The following is a 22,611-nucleotide window of genomic DNA, read 5'->3' on the forward strand; positions in this document are numbered from 1 at the left end:
TCACTAAATTATTCCGTGTGGGAGCCGACATGGCCGATGTTCATAACCCTGAGGTGCGGAGCAGAAATATGTCTGCAATTCGGGGCAAGAACACCAAACCTGAGTTGCATATAAGACGCCTGCTACACTCAAAGGGGTTTAGGTTTCGCCTGAATCGCAGAGATCTTCCGGGTAAGCCAGATATTGTTTTGCCTCGATACAAAGCCGCGATAATGGTTCATGGTTGCTTTTGGCATGTCCATAAGTGTGCAGCCTTCCATTGGCCTGCATCACGGACTCAGTGGTGGAAAGAAAAACTTACTTCCAATCAAAAAAGGGACCTTCAAAATTCAGCAGCCTTAGCCGCCCAAGGTTGGCGAATCGCCGTAGTTTGGGAGTGCAGCATTAAGGGCAAATATCGGCTGTCCGATGAAGAGTTAACCTCGAAGCTTACCAGCTGGCTGACTTCCGGTACGCAAAGAATAGAGCTGCGTGGCCTACAATGAAGCAAGAGGTATTCAATCACTATAGCTGTATTTATATACAGTATGGTGGGTGGTGTCCAGTACTGATTTTGTGATTAGGACAAGATCGTTTCTGGGTGCAGAGACTCTTCTGTTTCGTGAATTCTCCCTGGCAGCAAGTCTTGCTTGCTCATGCTCTCCCCACCAACGCAGGCAAAACATACTCCCCCATCTCATCTATCACCGCCTCAGCCGACCGCCGTGATGGTTTCAGGTTCAACGCAAGGTGCTGCACGCCCAGCTCACGATGGTGGTGTAGCCGATCAATCAAAGCCTTGCGGCCAATTCGCACCACGTTATAGAAACGTTGATAGGGCGCGTCCGGGTTTGGGTCCAGATCGAAGAAGGTCGAGTAGCCGTAGGCTGGTGGAGTCTCGTCGCCGGCGGCGGCTTTAAGGGACGAGACGATATCCCGGATGGCGTTGTCTTCGTCTACCGCCCATATCCAGGCATCGACGTTACGGGCGATCCATTCAATTGGCTGGCGTGCGCGTCCTACCGCCATGAGCGGCAGTCGGCCGTTTACGGGTTTGGGGTGCAGGTCCAGGTTGCCGGTCAGGGAGCCGAAGCGTTGGGTTTCCCGATGGGGAAAGCTCTGCTCGGTGAGGGTACGAATCAGCTCCACTGCCTCGCGATAGCGTTCGCCCCGGTCTTCAAACTCAATATTGAAGGCCGGGTATTCCACTGGCCGGTCGCCGGTGGAGAGGCCGAGTACAAAGCGACCGTCGGTGAGATGGTCGGCTGAAACTGCCTGTTTGGCCACCGATATCGGTTCGCGCAACGGCAGGACGATACCGGTGGTACCGAGAGTGATGGTGCTGGTGGCAGCGGCCAGATAACCCGCGTAGACGAACGGGTCGAGCATCTGTGCTGCATCGCCAAAGTTGGGATCGAAGAAAGGTACGTCCCGCAACCAGATGCTGGCGAAGCCGGCCTGCTCTGCCAGCTGTGCCATGCGTCGGTGATCCTGCAGTGTGGGGAACGGGCTGTTGGGATAGGCCTCCAGCGGCGTGATCAGGCCGATGGTGAGTTGGTTGGGCGAAAAGACGCGGCTAAAGCTTTGTGGCGTCTGGGGGGTAGCGTTCATGCGCAGTATCTCTCGGTAATGGGTTCAGCCTTCATCGGGCCAGAGCACGTCAAGTTCGGAACGGGCGATGCGCCAGTTGCCGTTCACTCGGACATAAGTGTCGAGGTAGCGCCCGACCAACAGGAATGGGTGCTGAGATTCGGCACGGTCTGTGACAAAGTCCAGCAGGTAGCAGCTGCCTTCTGCCGTATCGGGGCCGGTAAGTGTGATCTCGTGGTTGGAGATCGCGTGGAAGAAGGGGAAGTGCCGCCGGTTGCGGCTGTCGAAGCTGGCATAGGCTTCTGCCAGATTGCGCTGGATCTCGTCCAAACCGCGCATGGCGCCAACCGTGACCTTTAACTCGGCGTCAGAGGTAAAGACTTCGTGCATGCAGCTGGTCTCGCCGCTGTCCAGCAGAGAGCTGTAACGCAGGCGCAGGGAGCGAATCTCCTCGCGATCCAGCAGTGCGGTAATGCGGTCGGTTTGGGACTGGGCAAGCATGGTTTAACTCCTGCGGCCGGGTTCAGGAAAGGGAATGTTGCCGGGTTTGCCGTGAGTGACAAATCAGGTTGATCGCCATTCTATTGCCTTGCAAAATGATGATATATCGCCATTAAATCCATTCATTCCGTCCTGTGATTCCATAATGAACGAAGGCACTGACCTGTTTGCCGGCGTGACCGAGTTTGTTGAGACGGTCCGCACCGGCTCCTTTACCGCTGCCGGACAACGCCTCGGGCTGACCGGTTCTGCGGTTGGCAAGAGCGTTACCCGACTGGAGGCCCGGCTGGGGACGAAGCTGCTGCATCGCACCACTCGGCGGCTGAGCCTGACACCGGAGGGGCAGACCTATTTTGACGGTTGGGTCTCCATCATGGGGGAAGTTCAGGGGTTGGAAGATGCGGTTGTCATGGGCAGTGGTCAGATTGCCGGGCGGCTGCACCTGCAACTGCCAGCGGCGTTCGGGCGTCGGCATGTGATGCCCATACTGCTGCAGCTGACCCGGGAACATCCGCGGCTGGATCTGTCAGTCAATTTTACCGAGCACCGTGTGAACCTGATTGAGGAAGGGATTGATCTGGCTGTGCGTATCGGGGAGCTGGCCAACGAGGCAGACCTGGTGGCGAAACGGCTCGGCCGGCAGCGGCTGGTGATTTGCGCCAGTCCGGACTATCTCGCCACGCACGGCGTACCGGTCAGCCCGGCTGAACTGATGCAACACGATTGCCTGATTGGCAGTCGCGCTGCCGGCCTAGCCAGTTGGCCGCTGCGGGGCGGCAAGGGTGAAACCCTGGCGCAGTTGATCCACGTAAGGCACGAGTTCAGCGATGGTGATGTGATGGTGTCGGCGGCCCTCGCCGGGGCGGGGCTGTCGCAGCTGCCCACTTGGCTGATTCACGAGCACCTGGCCACCGGCGCGCTGGTGCCGGTGCTGGAGGAGTATGTGGGTGTGGAGATGCCGATCCACGCTGTCTGGCCCCGCTCGCGCTACCTTAAGCCCGGGCAGCGGGTATTGATCGACGCCTTGGTGGCGGACGCCGCACAGGCGACCTCGATCTATCGGGTGTGATTATTATCTTCGGCGTGATGGGAGCCGGTGGGCGGCAACAACCATATGTTGTTGATCCCGTAAGGCCCCCTGACCTGGAGTGGGCAGCCCTGAGACATGGACATGGGTAGTCCGGTTCAGGGGCTACTCGATGTTCTGCACCTGTTCCCGCATCTGCTCAATCAACACCTTCAGCTCCACCGCTGCCTGCGTGGTCTCTGACACAATCGACTTAGATGACAAGGTATTGGCTTCGCGGTTGAGTTCCTGCATCAGGAAGTCCAGTCGGCGGCCGACGGCGCCCTTCTGCTTGAGGGTGCGGCGTACTTCGGTGACGTGGGTGTCGAGGCGGTCAAGCTCTTCGTCGACGTCGCTCTTCTGGGCCAGGTAGACCATCTCCTGTTCGAGACGATCCTGGTCCAGTTCGGCCTTGATGCTGGTGAGCTTGTCCAGCAGGCGCTGGCGCTGGCTCTGCAGGATGGTGGGTAGCATGGCGCGCACCTGTACCACCTGTTCGCTGATGCCGTCGAGGCGGGTTTCGATCAGCTGTTGCAGTTCGGCACCTTCGCGGGCGCGGTGGTCGATAAGGCCGGCGAGGGCTTTTTTGAACAGCTCCAGCGCCGCTTCCAGTACCGCTTCGCGATCAATCTTGTATTCACCGATCATGCCGGGCCAACGCAGTACGTCCAGTGGGCTCACCGGTGCAGGGTTGGGCAGTTGCTGGTCGACGTGCTGCAGTGCCTGGCTCAGCTGCTGCAACAGGGATTCGTTGACGGTGAGGGTCTGGCTGCTGTCGCCGCTCAGCTGGTAGGTGAAGGAGGCTTCCACCTTGCCGCGGGAGAGCTGTTTGCGCATCTCTTCGCGCACGGCGGGCTCCAGTTCACGCACCAGTTCCGGCAGGCGCAGGTGCGGCTCCAGATAGCGGTGGTTCACGCTGCGGACTTCCCAGACCAGGGTTCCCCAGGGGTAGTTGGCTTCCTGCCGGGCGAAGCCGGTCATACTGCAGGGCATACGACACTCCTCTTTACTTGTATCTTGCTTTTATCGTGGGCCCGGCGGGCGGTTGGCTGCCCCCGGCGGGTTCGGGCATCTTAGCACAGACCCGCAGCGGTCGGACTCTGCCCGGCCATCGGGTATAATGCCGCCCCACGTTGATCCCGCGCTGTCGGGGTCAGAGACAGTTCCCACATTTGAGGTTTGCCCATGCAACGACCCAGCGGCCGTGCGCCAGACTCACTGCGCGATATACGCTTCACCCGCAATTTCACCTGTCACGCCGAGGGCTCGGTACTGGTGGAGTTCGGTAATACCAAGGTGATCTGTACCGCTTCTGTGGAAGCCGGGGTGCCGCCGTTTATGCGTGGTGAGGGTCTGGGCTGGGTGACCGCAGAGTACGGCATGCTGCCCCGCTCCACCGGCACCCGCATGAAGCGGGAAGCGTCGTCCGGCAAACAGGGCGGTCGTACCGTGGAGATCCAGCGTCTGATCGGCCGCTCCCTGCGCGCGGCCATTGATATGTCGGCCCTGGGTGAGAACACCATCAAGATCGACTGCGATGTGATCCAGGCCGACGGCGGCACCCGCACGGCGTCTATCACCGGTGCCTGTGTGGCACTGGCGGATGCGCTGGCGCACATGAAGGAGCGCGGCATGCTCAAGGGCGAGCCGCTGGAGCGGATGATCGCGTCGGTATCAGTGGGTATCTATGACGGCGAGCCGGTGCTGGACCTGGACTATCCGGAGGACTCCAGTGCCGAGACCGATATGAACATCGTTATGGGCGATGACGGCGGTATTATCGAGATTCAGGGTACGGCGGAAGGGGCGCCTTTCTCCGAGGCTGAATTTGCGGCCATGCTGGCGCTGGCGAAGAAGGGTATTGCTGAATTGCACGATCTGCAGAAGCAGGTGTTGGAAGGCTGAGCCCTGAGCTTGGCATGGATTCCCGCCTTCGCGGGAATGACGGGTTTTTTGGGAGTGATGTGGGTGGATTCCCTCCCACCCAAGAGTGCCCACTCTTGTTATTGTGTGGCAAGAGGGGGGTATGTCTGCCGGGAGTCCTGAAAAGTGCCAAACATGGATTGCTTCGTAGCTGAAAAGCGCTCCTCGCAATGACGAGCTGGTAAAAACTTCACGTCGTTGCGAGCGTAGCGTGGCAACCTATGCTCACTCCGGGCCTGCATCTGTGCCAGGCATGGATTGCTTCGTCGCTGCACTCCTCGCAATGACGGGGGATGGATGGCCCAGGCCACCCTCTCTTGCCCTTGGGCAATTCACCCTGTTGCTTCGTGGCTTAAGGCCCCTTCTTTTGGCGCTGAAGGGCGCTCCTCGCGATGACGGGGTCTTGTTGGGTGTCACGCTGCCGGGGCGCAAGGCCCCGGTTGCTTATTTCTCTTCCAGCTTGCCGTTGACGTACTCTTTAATATCATCGGTGCTCTTGGTCATTTTGACGTCAGAGCCGGTACCGAAGACGGATTTGTCGATCTCGATGTACATCTCCTTGATTTGCCCACCCAGCGAGAAAAAGCTGTACTTGGGGGCTGCATCCACCATGACGGTAAAGTCGTAGCTCTGTCCGGGTTTCAGGTTGGCGGCGGCCGGTTTGATGGAGAGAATCTTGTACTCTTTGTCGGTATCGTCGCTCACCCGGAACAGTGATTTGTCCTTGAGCTTGATTGCCAGGTCGCTCTTGTTGACCTCGGATACCACTACCTTGAAGTCCAGCTGGGTTTTGCTCTCGACGCGGTAGTTGTTGCTGTTGGGGATTTTGTTTTTCTTGGAGTGGATGGTGACATCCTGCAACGCAAAGTTCAGGTTGCTGGCCACAAAGGTGCTTTTCGCAGCGACTGGCGCGCTGATGGCTTTGGGCACTGGCGCTACCTTGTTATCCACAAACTCCCAGCTGCCATTGTCTTTCAGGCGCACGCGGGAGCCGGACTCGCTGGTGCCGAAACGATCTTTCTCCTTGTACTCCCAGGTGCCATTGTCTTTCAGCAGGATTTCGCGGCCGTCATCGCCCATGGCGGTCTGGTCAGCGGCGGCGTTGAGGACGGTTGCGGCGGCAGCGGCGGCCAGCAAGCGGGTGATGTTCAGCAGGGAAAAGCGGGGAGTAGTCATAATCATCCGGAGGTCAGGGGTTACATCAGGGGTTACAAATGCAGTGGCCAGCATCTTGCGGAATATCGCTGGTGAGGTCAATTCACAGCACGGATGCCGGTGGCTGGCGCACTGACCGTGAGCGGGATCAGAGATCGTCGAACATGCTCAGCAGGTTGCCGAGGGTCTCCTTGCCGCGGGCGCGGTTCACCTCCGGGCTGTTATCGCCAAAGCCTTCACGGTCCACATCTTCCGGCGGCAGTTCGTCGAGGAAGCGGCTGGGCGTGGTGTCCCACACTTCACCAAACTGTTTGCGCTTGGCGGCCAGGGTCATGTGCAGCACCTTCTTGGCGCGGGTGATACCCACGTAGGCGAGGCGGCGCTCCTCCTCCACGTTGTCTTCTTCGATGCTGGATCGGTGCGGCAGGATGTCCTCCTCCACGCCCACCAGGAAGACGTAGGGGAATTCCAGACCCTTGCTGGCGTGCAGGGTCATCATCTGCACCTGGTCCGGCTCCTCTTCCGCTTCCGACTGCCGTTCCAGCATGTCCCGCAGCAGCAGTTTGCTGATGGCGCTCTCGAGGCTGCCGCTGCCGTCCTCGGCGTCATCCCGTTCGATGATGGTGCGGATGGAGTCCAGCAGATACCAGACGTTCTCCAGCCGCCGCTCCGCCACCTTGGGGCTGGAGGCGTTCTGGTGCAGCCAGGATTCGTAGTCGATGTCTTCCACCATCTCCCGTACGGCGCCCACCGGGTCGCTGCCGCGGCTGTTCTCACCCACCTGCAGCAGCCAGTGGGTAAAGCGCTCGATGCGCTCCAGGCTCTGTTTGGGGATCTGGCTCTGCACGCCCAGCTCCTGGCAGGCCGCAAACAGGCTGATCTCGCGCTCGGTGGCGTAGCGCCCCAGCGCCTCCAGGGTGTTGGGACCGATCTGCCGCCGCGGTGTGTTGATGATGCGCAGGAAGGCGTTGTCGTCGTCCGGGTTCACCACCAGCCGCAGGTAGGCGAGGATGTCCTTGATCTCGGTCTTGGAGAAAAACGAGGTGCCGCCGCTGATGGTGTAGGGAATCTGGTGCTGCTGCAGCTTCATCTCCAGCAGCCGCGCCTGGTGGTTGCCGCGGTAGAGGATGGCGAAGTCGCCATAGCGGGCACGGCGGTTCTGGCGCTGGGTAAAGATCTCGGCGGCCACCCGTTCGGCTTCGGCGTCTTCGTTGGCGCAGCGGATCACCCGCAGGTTCTCCCCCAACCCCATCTCACTCCACAGCGCCTTGTCGAACTCGTGGGGGTTGTGGGCGATGAGGTGGTTGGCGCAGCGCAGGATGCGGGAGGTGGAGCGGTAGTTCTGCTCCAGCTTGATCACCTTCAGGGCGGGGAAATCCTTGCGCAGCAGCGACAGGTTCTCCGGCCGCGCGCCGCGCCAGGCGTAGATGGACTGGTCGTCATCCCCCACCACCGTGAGTGAGCCGCGGTCACCGATCAGCAGCTTTACCAGCAGGTACTGGCTGGAGTTGGTGTCCTGGTACTCGTCCACCAGCAGGTAGCGGATCTTGCTCTGCCAGCGCTTGAGGATCTCGGGGTGATCCAGGAACAGCTGCGCCGGGATCAGGATCAGGTCATCGAAGTCCACCGCGTTGTAGGCCAGCAGGGCGGCGTTGTAGGCGCGGTAGATGTGGGCAATCTTCTCCTCACCGGGGCTCTGGGCCTTGCTCAGGGCCTGGCTCGGCGACCAGAGGTCGTTCTTCCAGTTGGAAATTTGGTTCTGCACCAGGTCCAGGTGGTCGCTGTCCAGGTCGCCATCCTTCAACATCAATTCTTTCAGTAACGAACGGGCGTCTTCGGCGTCGAAGATGGAGAAGCCCGGCTTGAAGCCCAGCGCCTTGTGCTCCTTGCGGATGATGTTGAGCCCCAGGTTGTGGAAGGTGGAGACTGTCAGCCCGCGGCTGGCGCTGCCTTTCACCAGCTGCCCGACCCGCTCTTTCATCTCGCGGGCGGCCTTGTTGGTAAAGGTCAGGGCGGCAATGTGGCGCGCCAGCAGGCCGCACTCCTCAATCAGGTAGGCGATCTTGCGGGTGATCACGCTGGTCTTGCCACTGCCGGCGCCCGCCAAAACGAGGGCGGGGCCGTCAATGTAGCGTACCGCTTCACGTTGACGGGGATTGAGGTTGGTCATCGACCCTGGATCTCCGCAGAATTGTGGGGAGCGGCATTGTAGCAAGCCGAGGGGGTGGGGATGAATGGCCACGGGAGTGTGGCGGCGGATTACTTATAGCAAAAGGGCGCAAAACTGGCGGGGTAGGAATATGTTTTTATATGCGGTGAACCGAGGTTTATTTGGCAACAACGGATGCTGTAGAGTCACCTCCCTTAGCATTTTTTGTGCAAATTGCGCAGTTCTGGACCACAAGGAAAGGTGACCAGTCTCCCATTATGGATATGCCAGTTACGATATTGGTGATCTGCCGCCCCAAAGCCGAGTTCCATCTGATTGGACGGCTGCTGGCGCAGGTACACCACACAGATTACCAGGTGATCTGGCTCAACCGTCTTGATGACGGGCTTGAGGCCATGGTGCGGGGCAACTGCGACGTTGTGCTGCTGGATTATCACTGGAACAACGGTTCTGCCATGCAGGCCGTGCGCACGGCCCGCTCCCGCGGCTGCACCCTGCCCATCGTGGTGATGACCGACGATGTGGAGTCCGAAGTGGATCGCACAGCCATCGCTGCCGGCGCCTCTGACTACCTGATCAAGGGACATATCGACAGCCGGTTGCTCGAACGTACCCTGCGCTACGCCATGGAGCGCAACGCCAGCGAGAAAAAGCTGGCGCAATTGGCCCATTTCGATCCGCTGGCCAATATCCCCAATCGCATCCTCTTTCGTGACCGCTTGGAACACGCGGTGGAGCTCTCCCGCCGGGAGGGCATCCCCTTTGCCCTGCTCTACCTCGACCTGGATGGCTTCAAGGAGATCAATGACCGCTGCGGCCACGACGCCGGCGACGAGGTGATTCGTCAGTGCGCCCGGCGCCTGAAGGAGTGCATTCGCAAGAGCGATTCGGTGGCCCGCATTGGCGGCGATGAATTCACTATCCTGCTGGAGCACACCAACGACCCTGGCCACATCGCCCATGTGGCGCAGAAGGTGATTGATACCCTCAGCCAGCCCATGAGTGTGGGTGCTGACGAGGTCAGTGTCGGGGTCAGTATTGGTATTGCGGTCTACCCGGAGGCCGGTGACGATGCGCAGAGCCTGCAGAAGCACGCCGATACCGCCATGTACCAGGCCAAGCAAATAGCCGGCAGCGCCTACTGTTTCTACACGGCCGATGTTGGCGAGCCTCATCCGCATTCGCTGCAGGAGTCGGAGCTGCGTCAGGCCCTGCGTGGCAACCAGCTGGAGGCGCGCTACCGGCGGCGTCTGGATGCAGCCAGTGGCCGCCTGATTGAGCTGGGGTTGGAACTCTGCTGGCACCATCCAGAGCGTGGCGAGTTGGGCGGCGAGCATTGTCGCGATGTGGCACAACAGGCGGGACTCACTGCAGAACTCAATAACTGGTCACTGCAGCAGGGGTTGCAGGATCTGGCGCAGTTGCAGAAGGCGGGCTGGAAGCAGCTCTGCCTGATGGTGCCGGTGACGGCGGCGCAGCTGACCGAGCCTAATATGAGGGAACGGCTGCAGCGGCTGTTGGTGGAGCACGGCGTGCGAGGTGAGAGCCTGGGCCTCGAGATGACCGAAGCGGACCTGGCCGAACACCGGCAAGCGGTGCTATCCCCCATGGTGGAGCTGGTGCAACTGGGCTGCCATTTTTCGCTGGCGGAGTTCGGTTGCGGCAGCGCCTCTCTGGGGTTGTTGCAGCGCCTGCCGGTGACCAGTGTGCGTATCGCCGAGCCCCTGCTGGTGGATGCCGGGCAGACCGAAGCCGGGCGCCGCCTGCTGGAAGGGCTGGTGCAGTTTGCCCACCATCTGGGCAAGGCGGTGGTGGCGGGCGGTTATTGTGATCAGGAGCAGTACCAGTCGCTGTGCCAGCTGGGGTGCGACCTGGTCAATGCCGCCGATGAGCCAGAGCCGTTGACCCCGTCGATCATCAAGGGTGGCCCAGGCGCGACTTCGGTTACAGCAGTGGCTTATCCAGCCCACGGTAGCTGAATGCTTCCAGCAGGTGCCGGTCGGAGATCGCCTCCTGCGCCTCCAGATCCGCCAGGGTGCGGGCCACTTTCACAATGCGGTGCAGAACCCGGGTGGAAAAGCCGGTCTTCAGCATCGCCTGTTCCAGCAGTTGCTGCTGGCGGGGCTGCAGGGGGCAGTGGCGGTCCAGGGCGGCACCGCTGAGACTGGCGTTGGGGCAACCCTGACGCCGCAACTGCCGCTCATAAGCCTGCGTCACCCGCTGTTGCACCTGGTCGCTGCCTTCTCCCTGTGCCGGCGCATACAACTCCCCTGCCTGCAGCGGCAACACTGCCACCTGCAGGTCAATACGATCCAGTAACGGTCCGGAAATCCGCTGTCGGTAGCGACGCACCTGCTCCGTGCTGCACTGACAGCGGTGCCCGTGACCGTGGTAGCCACAGGGACAGGGATTCATGGCGGCTACCAACTGGAAACGGGCAGGAAATTCCACCTGAGCCGCGGCGCGGGAGATGCGGATGCTGCCACACTCCAGCGGCTCCCGCAGTACCTCCAGCACAGTGCGCTGAAACTCCGGCAGTTCATCCAGAAACAGTACCCCGTGGTGGGCCAGAGAGATTTCACCTGGCCTGGGGGTGCTGCCGCCTCCCACCAGGGCGGTGGCGGAAGCGGTGTGGTGGGGTGCGGCAAAGGGGCGTCGCGGGGTGTGAGTGCCGTTGTCGTTGACCAGCGATTGCACGCAGGCTACCTCAATGGCCTCGTCCCGGCTCAGGGGTGGCAGGATGCCGGGCAAGCGCGAGGCGAGCATGGATTTACCGGTGCCGGGTGGACCGTAAAACAGCAGGTGGTGGCGCCCGGCGGCGGCCACTTCCAGGGCCCGCCGGGCCTGTAACTGTCCGCGCACGTCTCGCAGGTCCGGGCGCTCCCCCGCTGGCGGGCTGCTCACCGGGGCTGGCGTCTGTGTCAGGGCGTCTTCCCCGGTCAGGTGTGCCACCACCTGCAACAGGCTGTCGGCACCGATCACGGTCGTGTCTTCACTGAGGGCCGCCTGTGGCGCATTGCTGCGGGGGCAGATCAGCACGCGCTGTTGGGCGGCGCAGGCGATGGCTGCCGGCAGGCAACCGGGCACAGGTCGCAGGCTGCCATCCAGTCCCAGCTCCCCCAGAAACTCCTTGCCGCGCAGCAGTGCGGGGTTCAGTTGTCCGGAGGCGGCGAGGATGCCGAGGGCGATGGGCAGGTCAAACTGGCTGCCATTCTTGGGCAGGTCGGCGGGGGCGAGGCTGACGGTGATGCGGCGGGCGGGGAACTGGAAGTGGCTGGTGAGCAGGGCGCTGCGCACCCGGTCGCGGGACTCCTTTACCGCGGTGGCAGCCATGCCCACCACCGACAGCGATGGCAGGCCATTGGACATGTGGACTTCCACCTCCACCGGGGCGGCGTGGATACCGATGTGGGCGCGGGTATTAACTCGGGCGAGGGACATGGAGCTGCATCCTTGCAGGGAAATTCGCCCAGACTACCCCGCTTGCTGGTGGTGACAATCCGCCGCACTGGTGATTGTACGGCCACGGCGCCCCATGTCGGGGCGCTCCTGGCACTAAGGTGCCAGCCCTGTGCAGATAGTGTCAGCTATTTTGCTGTTCCAGCTCCGCCACCAGCTTCTCCAGCGCTTCCAGTTTCTCCCGCGTGCGCAGAAGCACCGCACTCTGGGCATCAAACTCTTCACGGGTGACAAGGTTCATCTTGCGCAGCGCCGACTCCAGCAGCGCCCGTACTTCCCGCTCGGGGAGATCAGCGCTGGTCAGCGGCAGTACGGCCTGCAGTTCCTGCAATAGCCCTTTAGCCAGTTTGTCGAACATTGTGGTCTCGATTTCGCAGTAATTGAGGGTCGCCCAGTGTACCGCAGACCGTGCAATTCAGCGCAGTGATGTGGATCTCTTGACACCTGCACCAAAATGGTGCCTTGTAATGGTGCATGGTCGCGTTTTGTGCACAGTGTTCGGGCTTTGGCACATGTTTCTGCCGGCGATTTTTCTCTGGATTGGTGCAATTTGTTTGTAACATGCTGATTTAAAAGTAAAAAATTAAATTGGCAAGCAATGTGCTAATACAGGGCAAGTCGAAAGGCTCAACAATAAGCCCTGGTTCACAGGGCACGACTTGTTAACCAAGAACAACTTAATTGAACGTGAAACGAGAGGAAGACACATGAAAAAGTTGACTCAACTGGCTGCCGCTGTTGCCCTGACCGCCGGTGCTGTCGCCGCTACTCCTGCCATGGCTGAAGTATCTGCATCCGTAGGTGTTGCGAGTACTTACCTGTGGCGTGGTTACGACCTGGGTAGCGGTACTCCTGCTATCTCCGGTGACCTGTCTTACAGCGCTGCTGGCTTCTACACCGGTATCTGGGGTAGCTCCGGTGACACATCAGCGGGAACTGAATTCGATCTGTACGCCGGTTACGGTATGGAGTTCGAGAGTGGTTTCTTTTTCGACCTGAGCGTTTGGAACTACGTCTATCCTACTGGCGCTGGTTATACCATTGATGGCGAAACTGACATTGGTGACCTGACCGATGTGATTCTGTCTGTTGGCTTCGGCCCAGTTGCATTCTCCTACTACCAGCCTGTAGCTGGTGCGTGTGGCGGTGAGCCGAGCACTGGCTGTAGCAACAGTTACAACTACTACTCCGTAAGCGGTGAGCTGGGCTCTTTCTCAGCAACCCTGGGTATGCACGATGACGACGGTGATGATCCAATGCACCTGGACGTCTCTTACGCCTACAACGACAACCTGAGCTTCACCTTCAGCCAGTTCGTTTCTGACGAGCCAGAAGGCGATGACCTGAAGTTCGTTGTTTCTTACTCCATGCCAATCGAATAAGAAAAACCTCACTACTGAGATTAAGTGGGCCCGCCCGGGCCCACTTTTCTGGTGAACCTGTGTAACGTCGAAGGAGCACAACCATGAAACTCGTTACGGCTATTATTAAACCTTTCATGCTGGATGCAGTGCGTGAAAGTCTCTCCGAGATCGGTGTACAAGGTATCACCGTTACCGAAGTGAAGGGATTTGGTCGTCAGAAAGGTCACACTGAACTCTACCGTGGTGCGGAGTACGTGGTGGACTTTCTGCCCAAAACCAAACTGGAAGTTGCGGTAAGCGACAGCCAGGTTGACAGCGTGGTGGAATCCATCAGCAAAGCAGCGCACAGCGGTAAGATCGGCGATGGCAAGATCTTCGTTTCCCCGCTGGAGCAGGTGATTCGCATCCGTACCGGTGAAACCGGCGAAGATGCACTGTAAGCAATCAGGCGCAATTTAAAAGACGCTCGATACTGTTAAAACAAATTCTCCCGGAGAAATGCAATGGAAAGTCAAATTTTCGAATTGCAGTACGCCATGGACACCTTTTACTTCTTGGTGTGTGGCGCACTGGTAATGTGGATGGCGGCAGGCTTCGCCATGCTGGAGTCGGGTCTCGTCCGCTCCAAGAACACCACTGAAATCCTCACCAAGAACATCGCTCTGTACGCCATCGCCTGTACCATGTACCTGATCTGTGGTTACGAGCTGATGTACGGCGGCGGTTTCTTCCTTAGCGGTACTGACAGTGTTGCCAGCATGACTGACGACGCGGTTGCCGGTGTCCTGGCTGCCCAGGCGGACTTCCGCGGTGGCGTTGAAGATGCAGGCCTGCCTTACTCTGGCGCTTCCGACTTCTTCTTCCAGGTTGTGTTCGTTGCTACTGCAATGTCCATCGTTTCCGGTGCGGTTGCCGAGCGTATGAAGCTGTGGGCCTTCCTGGCTTTCGCCGTGGTAATGACCGGCTTCATCTACCCTGTTGAGGGTGGCTGGACCTGGGGCGGTAACGCTGTACCTTTCATCGGTGAACTGAGCTACAGCGACTACGCTGGCTCCGGTATCGTTCACATGGCCGGTGCTGCTGCTGCTCTGGCGGGTGTTATCCTGCTGGGTGCCCGTAAAGGCAAGTACGGCAAAAACGGTGAAGTTAACGCTATCCCTGGTGCGAACCTGCCACTGGCTACCCTGGGTACCTTCATCCTGTGGATGGGCTGGTTCGGTTTCAACGGCGGTTCTACCCTGCAGCTGTCCGGTATCGGCGTAGCCAACGAAGTAGCCAGCGTGTTTGTTAACACCAACGCTGCTGCTGCCGGTGGTCTGATCGGTGCCCTGATTGTTGCCCGCATCCTGTTCGGCAAAGCCGACCTGACCATGGCCTTGAACGGCGCCCTGGCTGGCCTGGTAGCAATCACTGCTGAACCTGCTGACCCATCTGCCCTGCAGGCCAGCCTGATCGGTGCTGTTGGTGGCGTGCTGGTAGTATTCTCCATCCTGACCCTGGACAAGCTGAAGATCGACGATCCTGTCGGTGCCATCTCTGTACACGGTGTTGTAGGTCTGTTCGGTGTACTGGTTGTACCTTTCACCGACGGCGACGCTACCATCGGTGGCCAGCTGCTGGGTGCCCTGGTGATCTTCGTCTGGGTATTCGTATGTAGCCTGATCGTTTGGGCCATCCTGAAAGCCGTCATGGGCATCCGCGTAACCGAAGAAGAAGAGTTCAACGGTGTGGATCTGTCCGAGTGCGGTATGGAAGCCTACCCAGAGTTCACTGCAGGTAAATAAGTTACCCTGACAGATAGAACCCGGAAAACCCGGCAGCGCAAGCTGCCGGGTTTTTTTGTGTCTGTACTATTTGTATCTGTAGTCCATAGGCGCTGGTCACACAGGGACCCGGCAGCAACGCTGGCCCGGGAGTTCCCCTGAGGCTTGCTGGCGTGCTAATGTATGGGTTTCGGACTGCTGCAGCGTCCTGCTTGCCTGCGTCGACTTGATTAACTCCGGGGATGTTCCACATCACCATTACTGCACTGGCCGGCGACTCGCCGGTGTTTTGCATTAAGGAAATTTGCAATGAAATTGATTACTGCTGTCATTAAACCGTTCAAACTCGACGATGTACGTGCGGCGCTGTCTGAAGTGGGTGTACAGGGCATGACCGTAACCGAGGTCAAGGGCTTTGGCCGTCAGAAGGGTCACACCGAACTCTATCGTGGTGCCGAGTACGTGGTGGACTTCCTGCCCAAGGTGAAGATGGAACTGGCGGTTGATGACGAACTGGTAGACCAGGCGGTAGAGGCCATCACCAAGGCTGCCCACACCGGCAAAATCGGCGATGGCAAGATCTTCATCTCCCCGCTGGAGCAGATTGTGCGTATCCGCACCGGCGAGACCGGCAGCGACGCTGTTTGATCCTGCAGCTTCGCAGAGATCCAAAAGGCCGGTTGTTACCGGCCTTTTTTGTGTCTGTTGAGCGCTGGAGCGCCTGATTGTTAACTATATAAAAGATCGCCCGGGGGAGCGGGCTCCTACATCAAAGCGCTGGCTTTGCAGGAGCCCGCTCCCCCGGGCGATCTGTTGGATTTCCATCCAAACTTCCAACGCCGCACCTCATTCACTGAGGTGGAGCAAGAGAGGCCATTTGCTTCCGCCACCAGGCGCGGCGCTCTTCGCCAGTGAGCGCCAGCAGCGAGGGTAACAGCACATCTGTTGCACCCTGCCACTGCCGCCACTGCAGCAGCCGGCACAGCCACAGGGCATCCGCCTCTGTCTCTACCGCCGACTCGTCGACGATCCACAGCTGCGGCCAGCGCCGCTTCAACTGCTGCACAAAAGCACCATCCATGGTGCCCTGCTGCTTGCCGGCCTCATTAAGCAGCGGCGTGGTGCCGTTGCCGCAGCTGGGTGAGCGGGCCTTCAGCAGCGCAGCCATTGGCGCCTCCCCCTGCCAGTTATCACACCAGTTGCGGCAGCCTGCCTGCAGCTGCTCCCGGGCACTGATGTCAGGGTTGTCCACTTGCAGCAACTGCCGTTCGCCACTGGCGAGCTCAACCCACTGCACCGGCGGTCGCGGTGTACCCATGCCGGCGTACACTTCGGGGCAGACACTGCGCAGCTGCAGTTCGCCCTGCAACACTTCACGCAGTGGTCCCAGTGACTTGTCACCGCCGTCATAGCGCACCGCTTCCCCCAGCAGGCAGCCGCTCACCAGTATCAGTGGCCGCCCGGGTGTGACGTGGCCCGGCAGAGGGAACAGTTGGTTGGTCGGGTGGGGTGAGGTGTGCACGCTGGCTCCCGGTAAGTAATAACCCTGTCGCCAAGTTATCGTAAAAAACTAGGCCAAAAAAGCCTAAAAAAACCGTGATTTTCCGCTGGCCGGATCTCGGCATCCTGATCTATATATAGTTCGCTCGGTCGACGAAAAGCGCTGCACCAGCCGCTGGGCGTCGACGGCTTATTGACGAAATTGGGTAACTTGGCAGAGTGGGTTATGGACGAAGATGACGACTTTGAAGTAGACGATGGCCTGGAGGAGGCCCAGGCACTACCGGAGGTGGACGAGCCCCTGGACGCCCGCCAGAAGCTGCGCGCTCAGCTGCAGTCGGAGGTGGAAGCCTTTCTTTCCCGCGGCGGCGTGATACAGCAGATTGACTCCAATGTGACGGGCGATCCGCCACAAAAACCGGGCAACAACTACGGCAGCCGTCCGATCTGAGCCACGGCGATCAGTCGCTGTCGTCGCTGCGGCGGCGGGCCCGGGGGTGGGCCTGGTCGTAGACCTTGGCCAGGTGCTGGAAATCGAGATGGGTGTAGACCTGCGTGGTGGAGAGGTTGGCGTGGCCCAGCAGCTCCTGCACGCCGCGCAGGTCGCCGCTGGATTCCAGCAGGTGACTGGCAAAGGAGTGGCGCAACATATGCGGGTGCAGGGGCTGGTCGAGTCCCTGGATGGCCCCCAGTTGCTGCAGGCGCTTCTGGATCGCCCGACTGCCGAGGCGGCGTCCGCTGAGGCCCGTAAAGATCGCCTCAACCCCGCTACCACACTGCTCCACCTGTAGCTTGCGCCACTGCTGCAGCGCGTCTGTCGCGTGCTGGCCAATGGGTAACTCCCGCGTTTTCCCCCCCTTGCCCGTGACCCGCAACTGGCGTCCGCGCAGGTCTACATTGCGCCAGTCCAGCGACAGCAGTTCGCTGAGACGCAGGCCCGAGGAGTAGAACAGCTCCACGCAGGCGCGGTCCCGGATCATCAGCACATCGTCTCCGCGAACCTCCATCAGGCTCAGGGCCTGATCCACATCCAGTGCCTTGGGCAGGGGCTTGTCCGCTTTGGGGGCCCGCAGGCCGCTGCTGGGATCGGCTTTAATGCGTTTATGGCGCAGGCAGAAGCGGAAGAAGCTGCGCAGGGCAGAGAGCCAGCGTTGCAGGCTGCGGGACTTCAGGCCGCGGCGATGCTGTGCGGCCAGGCACTGGCGCAGGTGGTGGTGGGAAATCTGCGACAGGGAGAGGGCTTGCTGGTTACAGAATTCGGCCAGGCTGCGCAGATCGCGCTGATAGTTGCTCAGGGTGTGGGGCGACACCTGCTTTTCGTACTGCAGATGGTGGAAGAAGTCGTCCAGCGCGGCTTGCAGGGCGGGATCGGTGGTCGCGTCCGCCATGAGGGCTGGCCTCAGTCTCGCAGGTATTTGGGCAGGGTGCGGTTGAGCACTTCGCCAATGTAGCTGAGGAACAGGGTTCCCATGCTGGAGCGGTAGTAGTGCGGGTCACGGTTGCCGATGGCAAGCACACCAAAGGTGGTGCCATAGACCAGTGGCGCCAGGGCCATGGAGCCCACATGCTCACTGTGATCGGGAAACAGGTATTGGGCCATGCCGGCGTCGGCTGGGCCGCAGATCGGCTTGCTGTTGCGAATCACATTACCAATGTGTTCACGGGCTTCCTCGATGGTCTCCAGCCGTGCTTTGTCGGCTTTGAGATCTTTGCTGTCGGTAAACAGGATCAGCGTTGTGTAGTGAATCTGGAAGTCGTTGTTGAAGCTGTAGAAGAGGGAGTTGATGGCATCGTTGAGGGAGCTGCTCTCCAGCAACGCCAGCACCAGGCGTTTGGTCTTGTCGAACAGGCGGTCATTATCGCGGGCGTTGTCCAGCAGCTTGCTGAGACGGTGGCGCATGTCCATGTTGCGCTCGCGCAGAATGGCCACTTGCCGCTCCACCAGGGAGATGGCCCCGCCACTGTCGTGCGGCAACCGCAGCTCGGCCAGCAGATTGGGCTGCTGGACGAAGAAATCCGGCTGTTGTTGCAGGTACTTGATCACCTGGTCTTCAGTGATTGCAGCGCTTTTCTCGCACGTCTTCGGTTCGTTCATTACAGCTTCACTTGTCCATGGAAGACTGTGGCCGCGGGCCCCGACATCAGTACCGGCTGCCCTTCCCCCTGCCACTCGATCGACAGACTGCCACCCGGCAGATTGACTTTGACGTTTGAGTCTAACAGGTTGCGCAAGCGCCCGGCCACTACAGCGGCGCAGGCACCGGTGCCGCAGGCGAGGGTTTCGCCGGCACCGCGCTCATAGACCCGCAGGTTGATCTCCTGCGGCGACACCACTTCCATAAAGCCTACATTTACCCGGCGCGGGAAGGCGGTATGACTTTCCAGCAGGGGCCCCAGCTGTTCCACCGGCGCGCTGGCGGTGTTCTCAACCAGCAGCACGGCGTGGGGGTTGCCCATGGAGACGGCGCTGACGTCGACGCTCTCCCCGGCCACATCCAGGGTGTAGGTGGCCTGCCGGGAGGTGGCCTCGAAGGGCACCTGCTCAGGCTCCAGTCGCGGTGCGCCCATGTCCACCCGTACATCGCCGTTGTTCAGCAGGTGCAGGGTCATAATACCGCCGGCGGTTTCCACGTCGATGACGCGCTTACCGGTCAGTTTGCGATCGCTTACAAACCGGGCAAAGCAGCGGGCGCCGTTGCCGCAGTTCTCCACTTCGGAGCCGTCGGCGTTGAAGATGCGATAGCGGAAATCCACATCGGGGTTCTGTGGCACTTCCACCAGCAGTATCTGGTCGCAGCCCACACCGAAGCGGCGGTCCGCCAGCTGGCGAATCCGTGTTTCGCTGAGGCGCACACGCTGACTGATGCCATCGATGACCACGAAGTCATTGCCGAGGCCGTGCATTTTGGTAAAACGCAGCTTCATCCTTTCTCTCTATATGGCAACTGGCTTATGAAAGCCGTCCCAGGGGCACTGTTCTATAGCCGCCGTGTTATGGCAACTGTTTTTATGGCAAAAGAGCTTCGCCCTGGGTCAGGCTGGCCAGCGTTTCACGGGCACGTACCAGGTGCACGTCGCTGCCGTCCACCATCACCTCGGCAGCCCGTGGCCGGCTGTTGTAGTTGGAACTCATGGTAAAACCATAGGCGCCGCTGGACATCAGTGCCAGCAGGTCACCGGGGCGCAGCGCCAGCTGGCGATCCTTGCCGAGGAAATCCCCGGTCTCGCACACCGGGCCCACCAGGTCCCAGCTCTTTACCTCACCATCGTGTGGCGCTACGGAGCGAATTTCCTGCCAGGCCTGATACAGGGACGGGCGGATGTTGTCGTTCATGGCGGCATCGATAATGGCGAAGTTGCGGTGCTCGGTAGGCTTCAGGTAGAGCACCCGGGTCAGCAGTACACCGGCGTTGGCGGCGATGGAGCGGCCCGGCTCAAAGGAGAGCGACAGGCGACGGTCACCGAGGCGGGCCTTGATGGCGGCCATGTAGTCGCTCACCGCAGGTGGCTGCTCATCGCGATAGGTGACGCCGAGGCCGCCGCCCAGGTCCAGGTGCTCAATGGTGATACCCTGCTCCGCCAGCTGGTCCACCAGTGCCAGTACCCGGTCGAGGGCATCGACGAAGGGTGACAGGGTGGTGAGCTGGGAGCCTATGTGGCAATCCACACCGAACACTTTCAGCGACGGCAGCTCGGCCGCGCGGGCGTAGACCACCGGTGCGCGGTTAATGTCGATACCGAACTTGTTCTCCTTGAGACCGGTGGAGATGTAGGGGTGGGTGTTGGCGTCCACGTCCGGGTTTACCCGCAGTGACACCGGTGCCACCTTGCCCATCTCCGCAGCAACCTGGGCCAGCACTTCCAGCTCGGCTTCCGATTCGACGTTAAAGCAGTGCACACCCACGTCCAGCGCGCGGCGCATTTCGGCCGGGGTTTTACCCACACCGGAGAAAACCACTTTTGACGGATCGCCACCGGCCAGCAGTACGCGCTCCAGCTCGCCCTCGGAGACGATATCGAAACCGGCACCCAGTCGCGCCAGTACGTTGAGCACGGCGATGTTGGAGTTCGCCTTGACCGCGTAGCAAACCATGCCGGGGTGGTCACCCAGGGCGTTGGCGTAGGCCTGGTAGTGTCGGGTCAGGGCGGCGCGGCTGTAGACGTACAGCGGTGTGCCGAACTGCTCGGCCAGTTGGGTCATGGCGACCTGTTCGGCGAACAGCTGGCCGTTGTTGCTGGTGAAATCGTGCATCGTTAACTCTCGGAGGCCAGCCGCAGCGGGACGGCTGCGGCTGGCGGTATTCAGTGTGGGCGGTGTCAGTCGCCGGACGGTTGGGTGGCCGGGGCCTGCTCACTGGGTTGTGGCAGGTAGAGCGGCCCCTTCTGGCCACAACCTGCCAAACCCAGCAGGCAGCTGATGGCTGCCAGTATTAGAAGTGTGTGGCGCATGGCGTCTCCCGAATCCGGCCAAGGTCAAGCCGGCTAGTATAGCGGCCCTCAAGGCGCGGGTTCCAGTCTCCTCCCCGGCGGCTCTCAGCTGCGTTTGCCAAGAGTCTCGCCGGCTGCCGCAGCGGCGCGGCGCACCTGCTCGGGAGCGGTACCGCCGATGTGGTTGCGGGCGGCCACGGAGCCTTCCAGGGTCAGCACCTTGAAGACGTCGTCGGTGATCTCGGTGGAGAACTGGCGCAGCTCGTCAAGGCTCATCTCGGACAGGTCCTTGCCGGTCTGGATGCCGTAGGCCACGGACTTGCCGACGATCTCATGGGAGTCGCGGAAGGGGATGCCCTTGCGCACCAGGTAGTCGGCCAGGTCGGTGGCGGTGGAGAAACCGCGCTTGGCGGATTCGTACATGCTCTCCTTGCGTGCCTCGATGGCGGGGATCATGTCGGCGAAGGCGCGCAGGCAGTCCTTGACCGTATCGACGGCGTCGAACAGCGGCTCCTTGTCTTCCTGATTGTCCTTGTTATAGGCCAGCGGCTGGGACTTCATCAGGGTCAGCAGGGCGATCAGGTGGCCGTTGACGCGACCGGTCTTGCCGCGCACCAGCTCCGGTACGTCCGGGTTTTTCTTCTGCGGCATGATGCTGGAACCGGTGCAGAAGCGGTCTGGCAGGTTGATGAAGTTGAACTGCGCCGAGGTCCACAGGATGAGCTCTTCCGACATGCGTGACAGGTGGGTCAGCAGCATGGCCGAGAAGGCGCAGAATTCGATGGCGAAGTCGCGATCGGAGACCGAGTCGAGGCTGTTGCGGGTGGGGTGGTCAAAGCCCAGCAGCGAGGCGGTCAGCTCGCGGTCAATGGGATAGGTGGTGCCGGCCAGGGCGGCGGCGCCCAGCGGCGACTGGTTGAGGCGCTTGCGGCAATCCAGCAGGCGGCTGTAGTCCCGCTCCAGCATCTCGTTCCAGGCCAGCAGGTGGTGGCCAAAGGTGACCGGCTGCGCGGTCTGCAGGTGGGTGAAGCCGGGCATGATGGTGTCGGACTCTTTTGCCGCCAGCTCTACCATGCCGCTCTGCAGGCGGGTCAGTTCGGCACTGATCAGGTCGATCTCGTCGCGCAGCCACAGGCGGATATCGGTGGCCACCTGGTCGTTGCGGGAGCGGCCGGTGTGCAGTTTCTTGCCGGTGATACCGATTTTGTCGGTAAGACGGGACTCCACATTCATGTGCACGTCTTCCAGCGGGATGGACCACTCCACCTGGCCGCTTTCGATCTCGTTCTGCACCTCGTTAAGGCCGTCGATAATGGCCTTGAGCTCATCCGCGCTGAGCACACCGGCCTTCTCCAGCATGGTGGCGTGGGCGATGGAGCCGCGGATATCGTGGCGATAGAGGCGCTGATCAAACTGAATGGAGGCGGTAAAGCGCTGCACAAAGGCGTCGACGGGCTCGCTGAAACGGCCGCCCCACTGCTGATTGGTTTTCGAATCCTGGCTCATGGTGTGGTATCGATGTCCGCTGGGTAGAAACTGAAGGAAGTGCGCTGTCAGGACGCCGCGCCGGCCCCGCTGGCATGCCATCTGTGACCAACTGTGATCTGTGGCTGCCCGGGGCTGTGGCACATGCGCTAACATCCGCGAATAAAGCTGGCTATTATAGCCCAGCGAGGTTGCCGGCAATAGGCCGCGCCACCGGCACCGACTGCC

General features: G+C 60.6%; 23 protein-coding genes. 9 read left to right on the forward strand and 14 right to left on the reverse strand.

Annotated features, from left to right (window positions below; translation table 11 throughout):
- The first annotated feature begins 29 nt into the window (after window positions 1–29).
- Entirely contained in the window at window positions 30–485 is a 456-nt protein-coding gene (locus GSF27_RS18095) for a DNA mismatch endonuclease Vsr (RefSeq protein ID WP_160968829.1), read from the forward strand.
- Window positions 486–633: 148 nt separating this feature from the next.
- On the opposite strand, the gene GSF27_RS10735 is transcribed toward GSF27_RS18095, so the two are convergent.
- Window positions 634–1,590 carry an LLM class oxidoreductase gene (locus tag GSF27_RS10735; protein ID WP_160968831.1) on the reverse strand — a complete coding sequence of 319 codons (957 nt, stop codon included), beginning with the start codon at window positions 1,588–1,590 and terminating at the stop codon, window positions 634–636.
- A gap of 24 nt (window positions 1,591–1,614) precedes the next feature.
- Window positions 1,615–2,070 (reverse strand): nuclear transport factor 2 family protein, encoded by a 456-nt coding sequence (locus tag GSF27_RS10740; protein ID WP_160968833.1) that lies wholly within the window; start codon window positions 2,068–2,070, stop codon window positions 1,615–1,617.
- A 145-nt stretch (window positions 2,071–2,215) separates the two neighbouring features.
- On the opposite strand from GSF27_RS10740, the gene GSF27_RS10745 reads away from it, so the two are divergent.
- Entirely contained in the window at window positions 2,216–3,139 is a 924-nt protein-coding gene (locus GSF27_RS10745; RefSeq protein WP_160968835.1) for a LysR family transcriptional regulator, read from the forward strand.
- Between the two features lie 123 nt (window positions 3,140–3,262).
- Here GSF27_RS10745 and GSF27_RS10750 read toward each other — a convergent pair whose 3' ends face one another.
- Window positions 3,263–4,129, reverse strand: a complete 867-nt coding sequence (locus GSF27_RS10750) for a YicC/YloC family endoribonuclease (RefSeq protein WP_160968837.1) — start codon at window positions 4,127–4,129, stop codon at window positions 3,263–3,265.
- A 192-nt stretch (window positions 4,130–4,321) separates the two neighbouring features.
- Here GSF27_RS10750 and rph point away from each other — a divergent pair, with 192 nt between their 5' ends.
- Window positions 4,322–5,041, forward strand: a complete 720-nt coding sequence (gene rph, locus GSF27_RS10755; protein ID WP_160968839.1) for a ribonuclease PH — start codon at window positions 4,322–4,324, stop codon at window positions 5,039–5,041.
- A gap of 462 nt (window positions 5,042–5,503) precedes the next feature.
- On the opposite strand, the gene GSF27_RS10760 is transcribed toward rph, so the two are convergent.
- Together GSF27_RS10760 and rep are read right to left on the reverse strand one after the other, a co-directional pair.
- Window positions 5,504–6,235, reverse strand: a complete 732-nt coding sequence (locus GSF27_RS10760) for a hypothetical protein (RefSeq protein ID WP_160968841.1) — start codon at window positions 6,233–6,235, stop codon at window positions 5,504–5,506.
- 127 nt (window positions 6,236–6,362) lie between these two features.
- Window positions 6,363–8,384 carry a DNA helicase Rep gene (rep, locus tag GSF27_RS10765; RefSeq protein ID WP_160968843.1) on the reverse strand — a complete coding sequence of 674 codons (2,022 nt, stop codon included), beginning with the start codon at window positions 8,382–8,384 and terminating at the stop codon, window positions 6,363–6,365.
- A gap of 257 nt (window positions 8,385–8,641) precedes the next feature.
- Here rep and GSF27_RS10770 point away from each other — a divergent pair, with 257 nt between their 5' ends.
- Window positions 8,642–10,363: a diguanylate cyclase domain-containing protein gene (locus GSF27_RS10770; RefSeq protein ID WP_160968852.1), complete on the forward strand. Its 1,722-nt coding sequence runs from the start codon at window positions 8,642–8,644 to the stop codon at window positions 10,361–10,363.
- Here GSF27_RS10770 and GSF27_RS10775 read toward each other — a convergent pair.
- Together GSF27_RS10775 and GSF27_RS10780 are read right to left on the reverse strand one after the other, a co-directional pair.
- The gene (locus GSF27_RS10775) at window positions 10,329–11,825 is read right to left on the reverse strand and encodes a YifB family Mg chelatase-like AAA ATPase (protein ID WP_160968854.1); all 1,497 of its coding nucleotides are present in this window, start codon (window positions 11,823–11,825) and stop codon (window positions 10,329–10,331) included. The genes GSF27_RS10770 and GSF27_RS10775 overlap by 35 nt on opposite strands.
- A 142-nt stretch (window positions 11,826–11,967) precedes the next feature.
- Window positions 11,968–12,201: an accessory factor UbiK family protein gene (locus GSF27_RS10780; protein ID WP_160968856.1), complete on the reverse strand. Its 234-nt coding sequence runs from the start codon at window positions 12,199–12,201 to the stop codon at window positions 11,968–11,970.
- 349 nt (window positions 12,202–12,550) lie between these two features.
- Between GSF27_RS10780 and GSF27_RS10785 the strand changes: the two genes are divergently transcribed.
- The 4 genes from GSF27_RS10785 (at window position 12,551) to glnK (GSF27_RS10800) (ending at window position 15,618) form a co-directional block, all read left to right on the forward strand.
- Entirely contained in the window at window positions 12,551–13,225 is a 675-nt protein-coding gene (locus GSF27_RS10785) for a TorF family putative porin (RefSeq protein ID WP_160968858.1), read from the forward strand.
- Between the two features lie 83 nt (window positions 13,226–13,308).
- Entirely contained in the window at window positions 13,309–13,647 is a 339-nt protein-coding gene (gene glnK / locus GSF27_RS10790; RefSeq protein WP_160968860.1) for a P-II family nitrogen regulator, read from the forward strand.
- Between the two features lie 63 nt (window positions 13,648–13,710).
- On the forward strand, window positions 13,711–14,991 hold the full coding sequence (locus GSF27_RS10795) for an ammonium transporter (RefSeq protein ID WP_160968862.1): 1,281 nt from the start codon (window positions 13,711–13,713) through the stop codon (window positions 14,989–14,991).
- A gap of 288 nt (window positions 14,992–15,279) precedes the next feature.
- Window positions 15,280–15,618, forward strand: a complete 339-nt coding sequence (glnK, locus tag GSF27_RS10800; protein WP_160968864.1) for a P-II family nitrogen regulator — start codon at window positions 15,280–15,282, stop codon at window positions 15,616–15,618.
- Between the two features lie 202 nt (window positions 15,619–15,820).
- On the opposite strand, the gene GSF27_RS10805 is transcribed toward glnK (GSF27_RS10800), so the two are convergent.
- Window positions 15,821–16,492, reverse strand: coding sequence for a DUF523 domain-containing protein (locus GSF27_RS10805; protein WP_160968866.1), 672 nt, complete (start codon window positions 16,490–16,492; stop codon window positions 15,821–15,823).
- Window positions 16,493–16,696: 204 nt separating this feature from the next.
- On the opposite strand from GSF27_RS10805, the gene GSF27_RS10810 reads away from it, so the two are divergent.
- Window positions 16,697–16,921: a hypothetical protein gene (locus GSF27_RS10810; protein WP_237457514.1), complete on the forward strand. Its 225-nt coding sequence runs from the start codon at window positions 16,697–16,699 to the stop codon at window positions 16,919–16,921.
- A 10-nt stretch (window positions 16,922–16,931) separates the two neighbouring features.
- Here GSF27_RS10810 and xerC read toward each other — a convergent pair whose 3' ends face one another.
- The 6 genes from xerC to argH form a co-directional block, all read right to left on the reverse strand.
- A complete protein-coding gene (xerC, locus tag GSF27_RS10815) occupies window positions 16,932–17,831 on the reverse strand; it encodes a tyrosine recombinase XerC (RefSeq protein WP_304627210.1) in 900 nt (299 codons plus the stop codon).
- Window positions 17,832–17,869: 38 nt separating this feature from the next.
- A complete protein-coding gene (locus tag GSF27_RS10820) occupies window positions 17,870–18,565 on the reverse strand; it encodes a DUF484 family protein (protein WP_160968872.1) in 696 nt (231 codons plus the stop codon).
- The gene (gene dapF, locus GSF27_RS10825; protein WP_160968874.1) at window positions 18,565–19,395 is read right to left on the reverse strand and encodes a diaminopimelate epimerase; all 831 of its coding nucleotides are present in this window, start codon (window positions 19,393–19,395) and stop codon (window positions 18,565–18,567) included. Before dapF ends, GSF27_RS10820 begins: the two co-directional genes overlap by 1 nt.
- Window positions 19,396–19,477: 82 nt before the next feature.
- Complete coding sequence (gene lysA, locus GSF27_RS10830; RefSeq protein WP_160968876.1) at window positions 19,478–20,722, reverse strand: diaminopimelate decarboxylase; 1,245 nt, start codon at window positions 20,720–20,722, stop codon at window positions 19,478–19,480.
- 65 nt (window positions 20,723–20,787) lie between these two features.
- A complete protein-coding gene (locus GSF27_RS10835; protein WP_160968878.1) occupies window positions 20,788–20,919 on the reverse strand; it encodes a lipoprotein in 132 nt (43 codons plus the stop codon).
- 84 nt (window positions 20,920–21,003) lie between these two features.
- The gene (argH, locus tag GSF27_RS10840; RefSeq protein WP_160968880.1) at window positions 21,004–22,404 is read right to left on the reverse strand and encodes an argininosuccinate lyase; all 1,401 of its coding nucleotides are present in this window, start codon (window positions 22,402–22,404) and stop codon (window positions 21,004–21,006) included.
- Window positions 22,405–22,611: the final 207 nt, after the last annotated feature.

It is taken from the genome of Pseudomaricurvus sp. HS19, from assembly GCF_009857815.1.
Classification (GTDB): Bacteria; Pseudomonadota; Gammaproteobacteria; order Pseudomonadales; family Cellvibrionaceae; genus Pseudomaricurvus.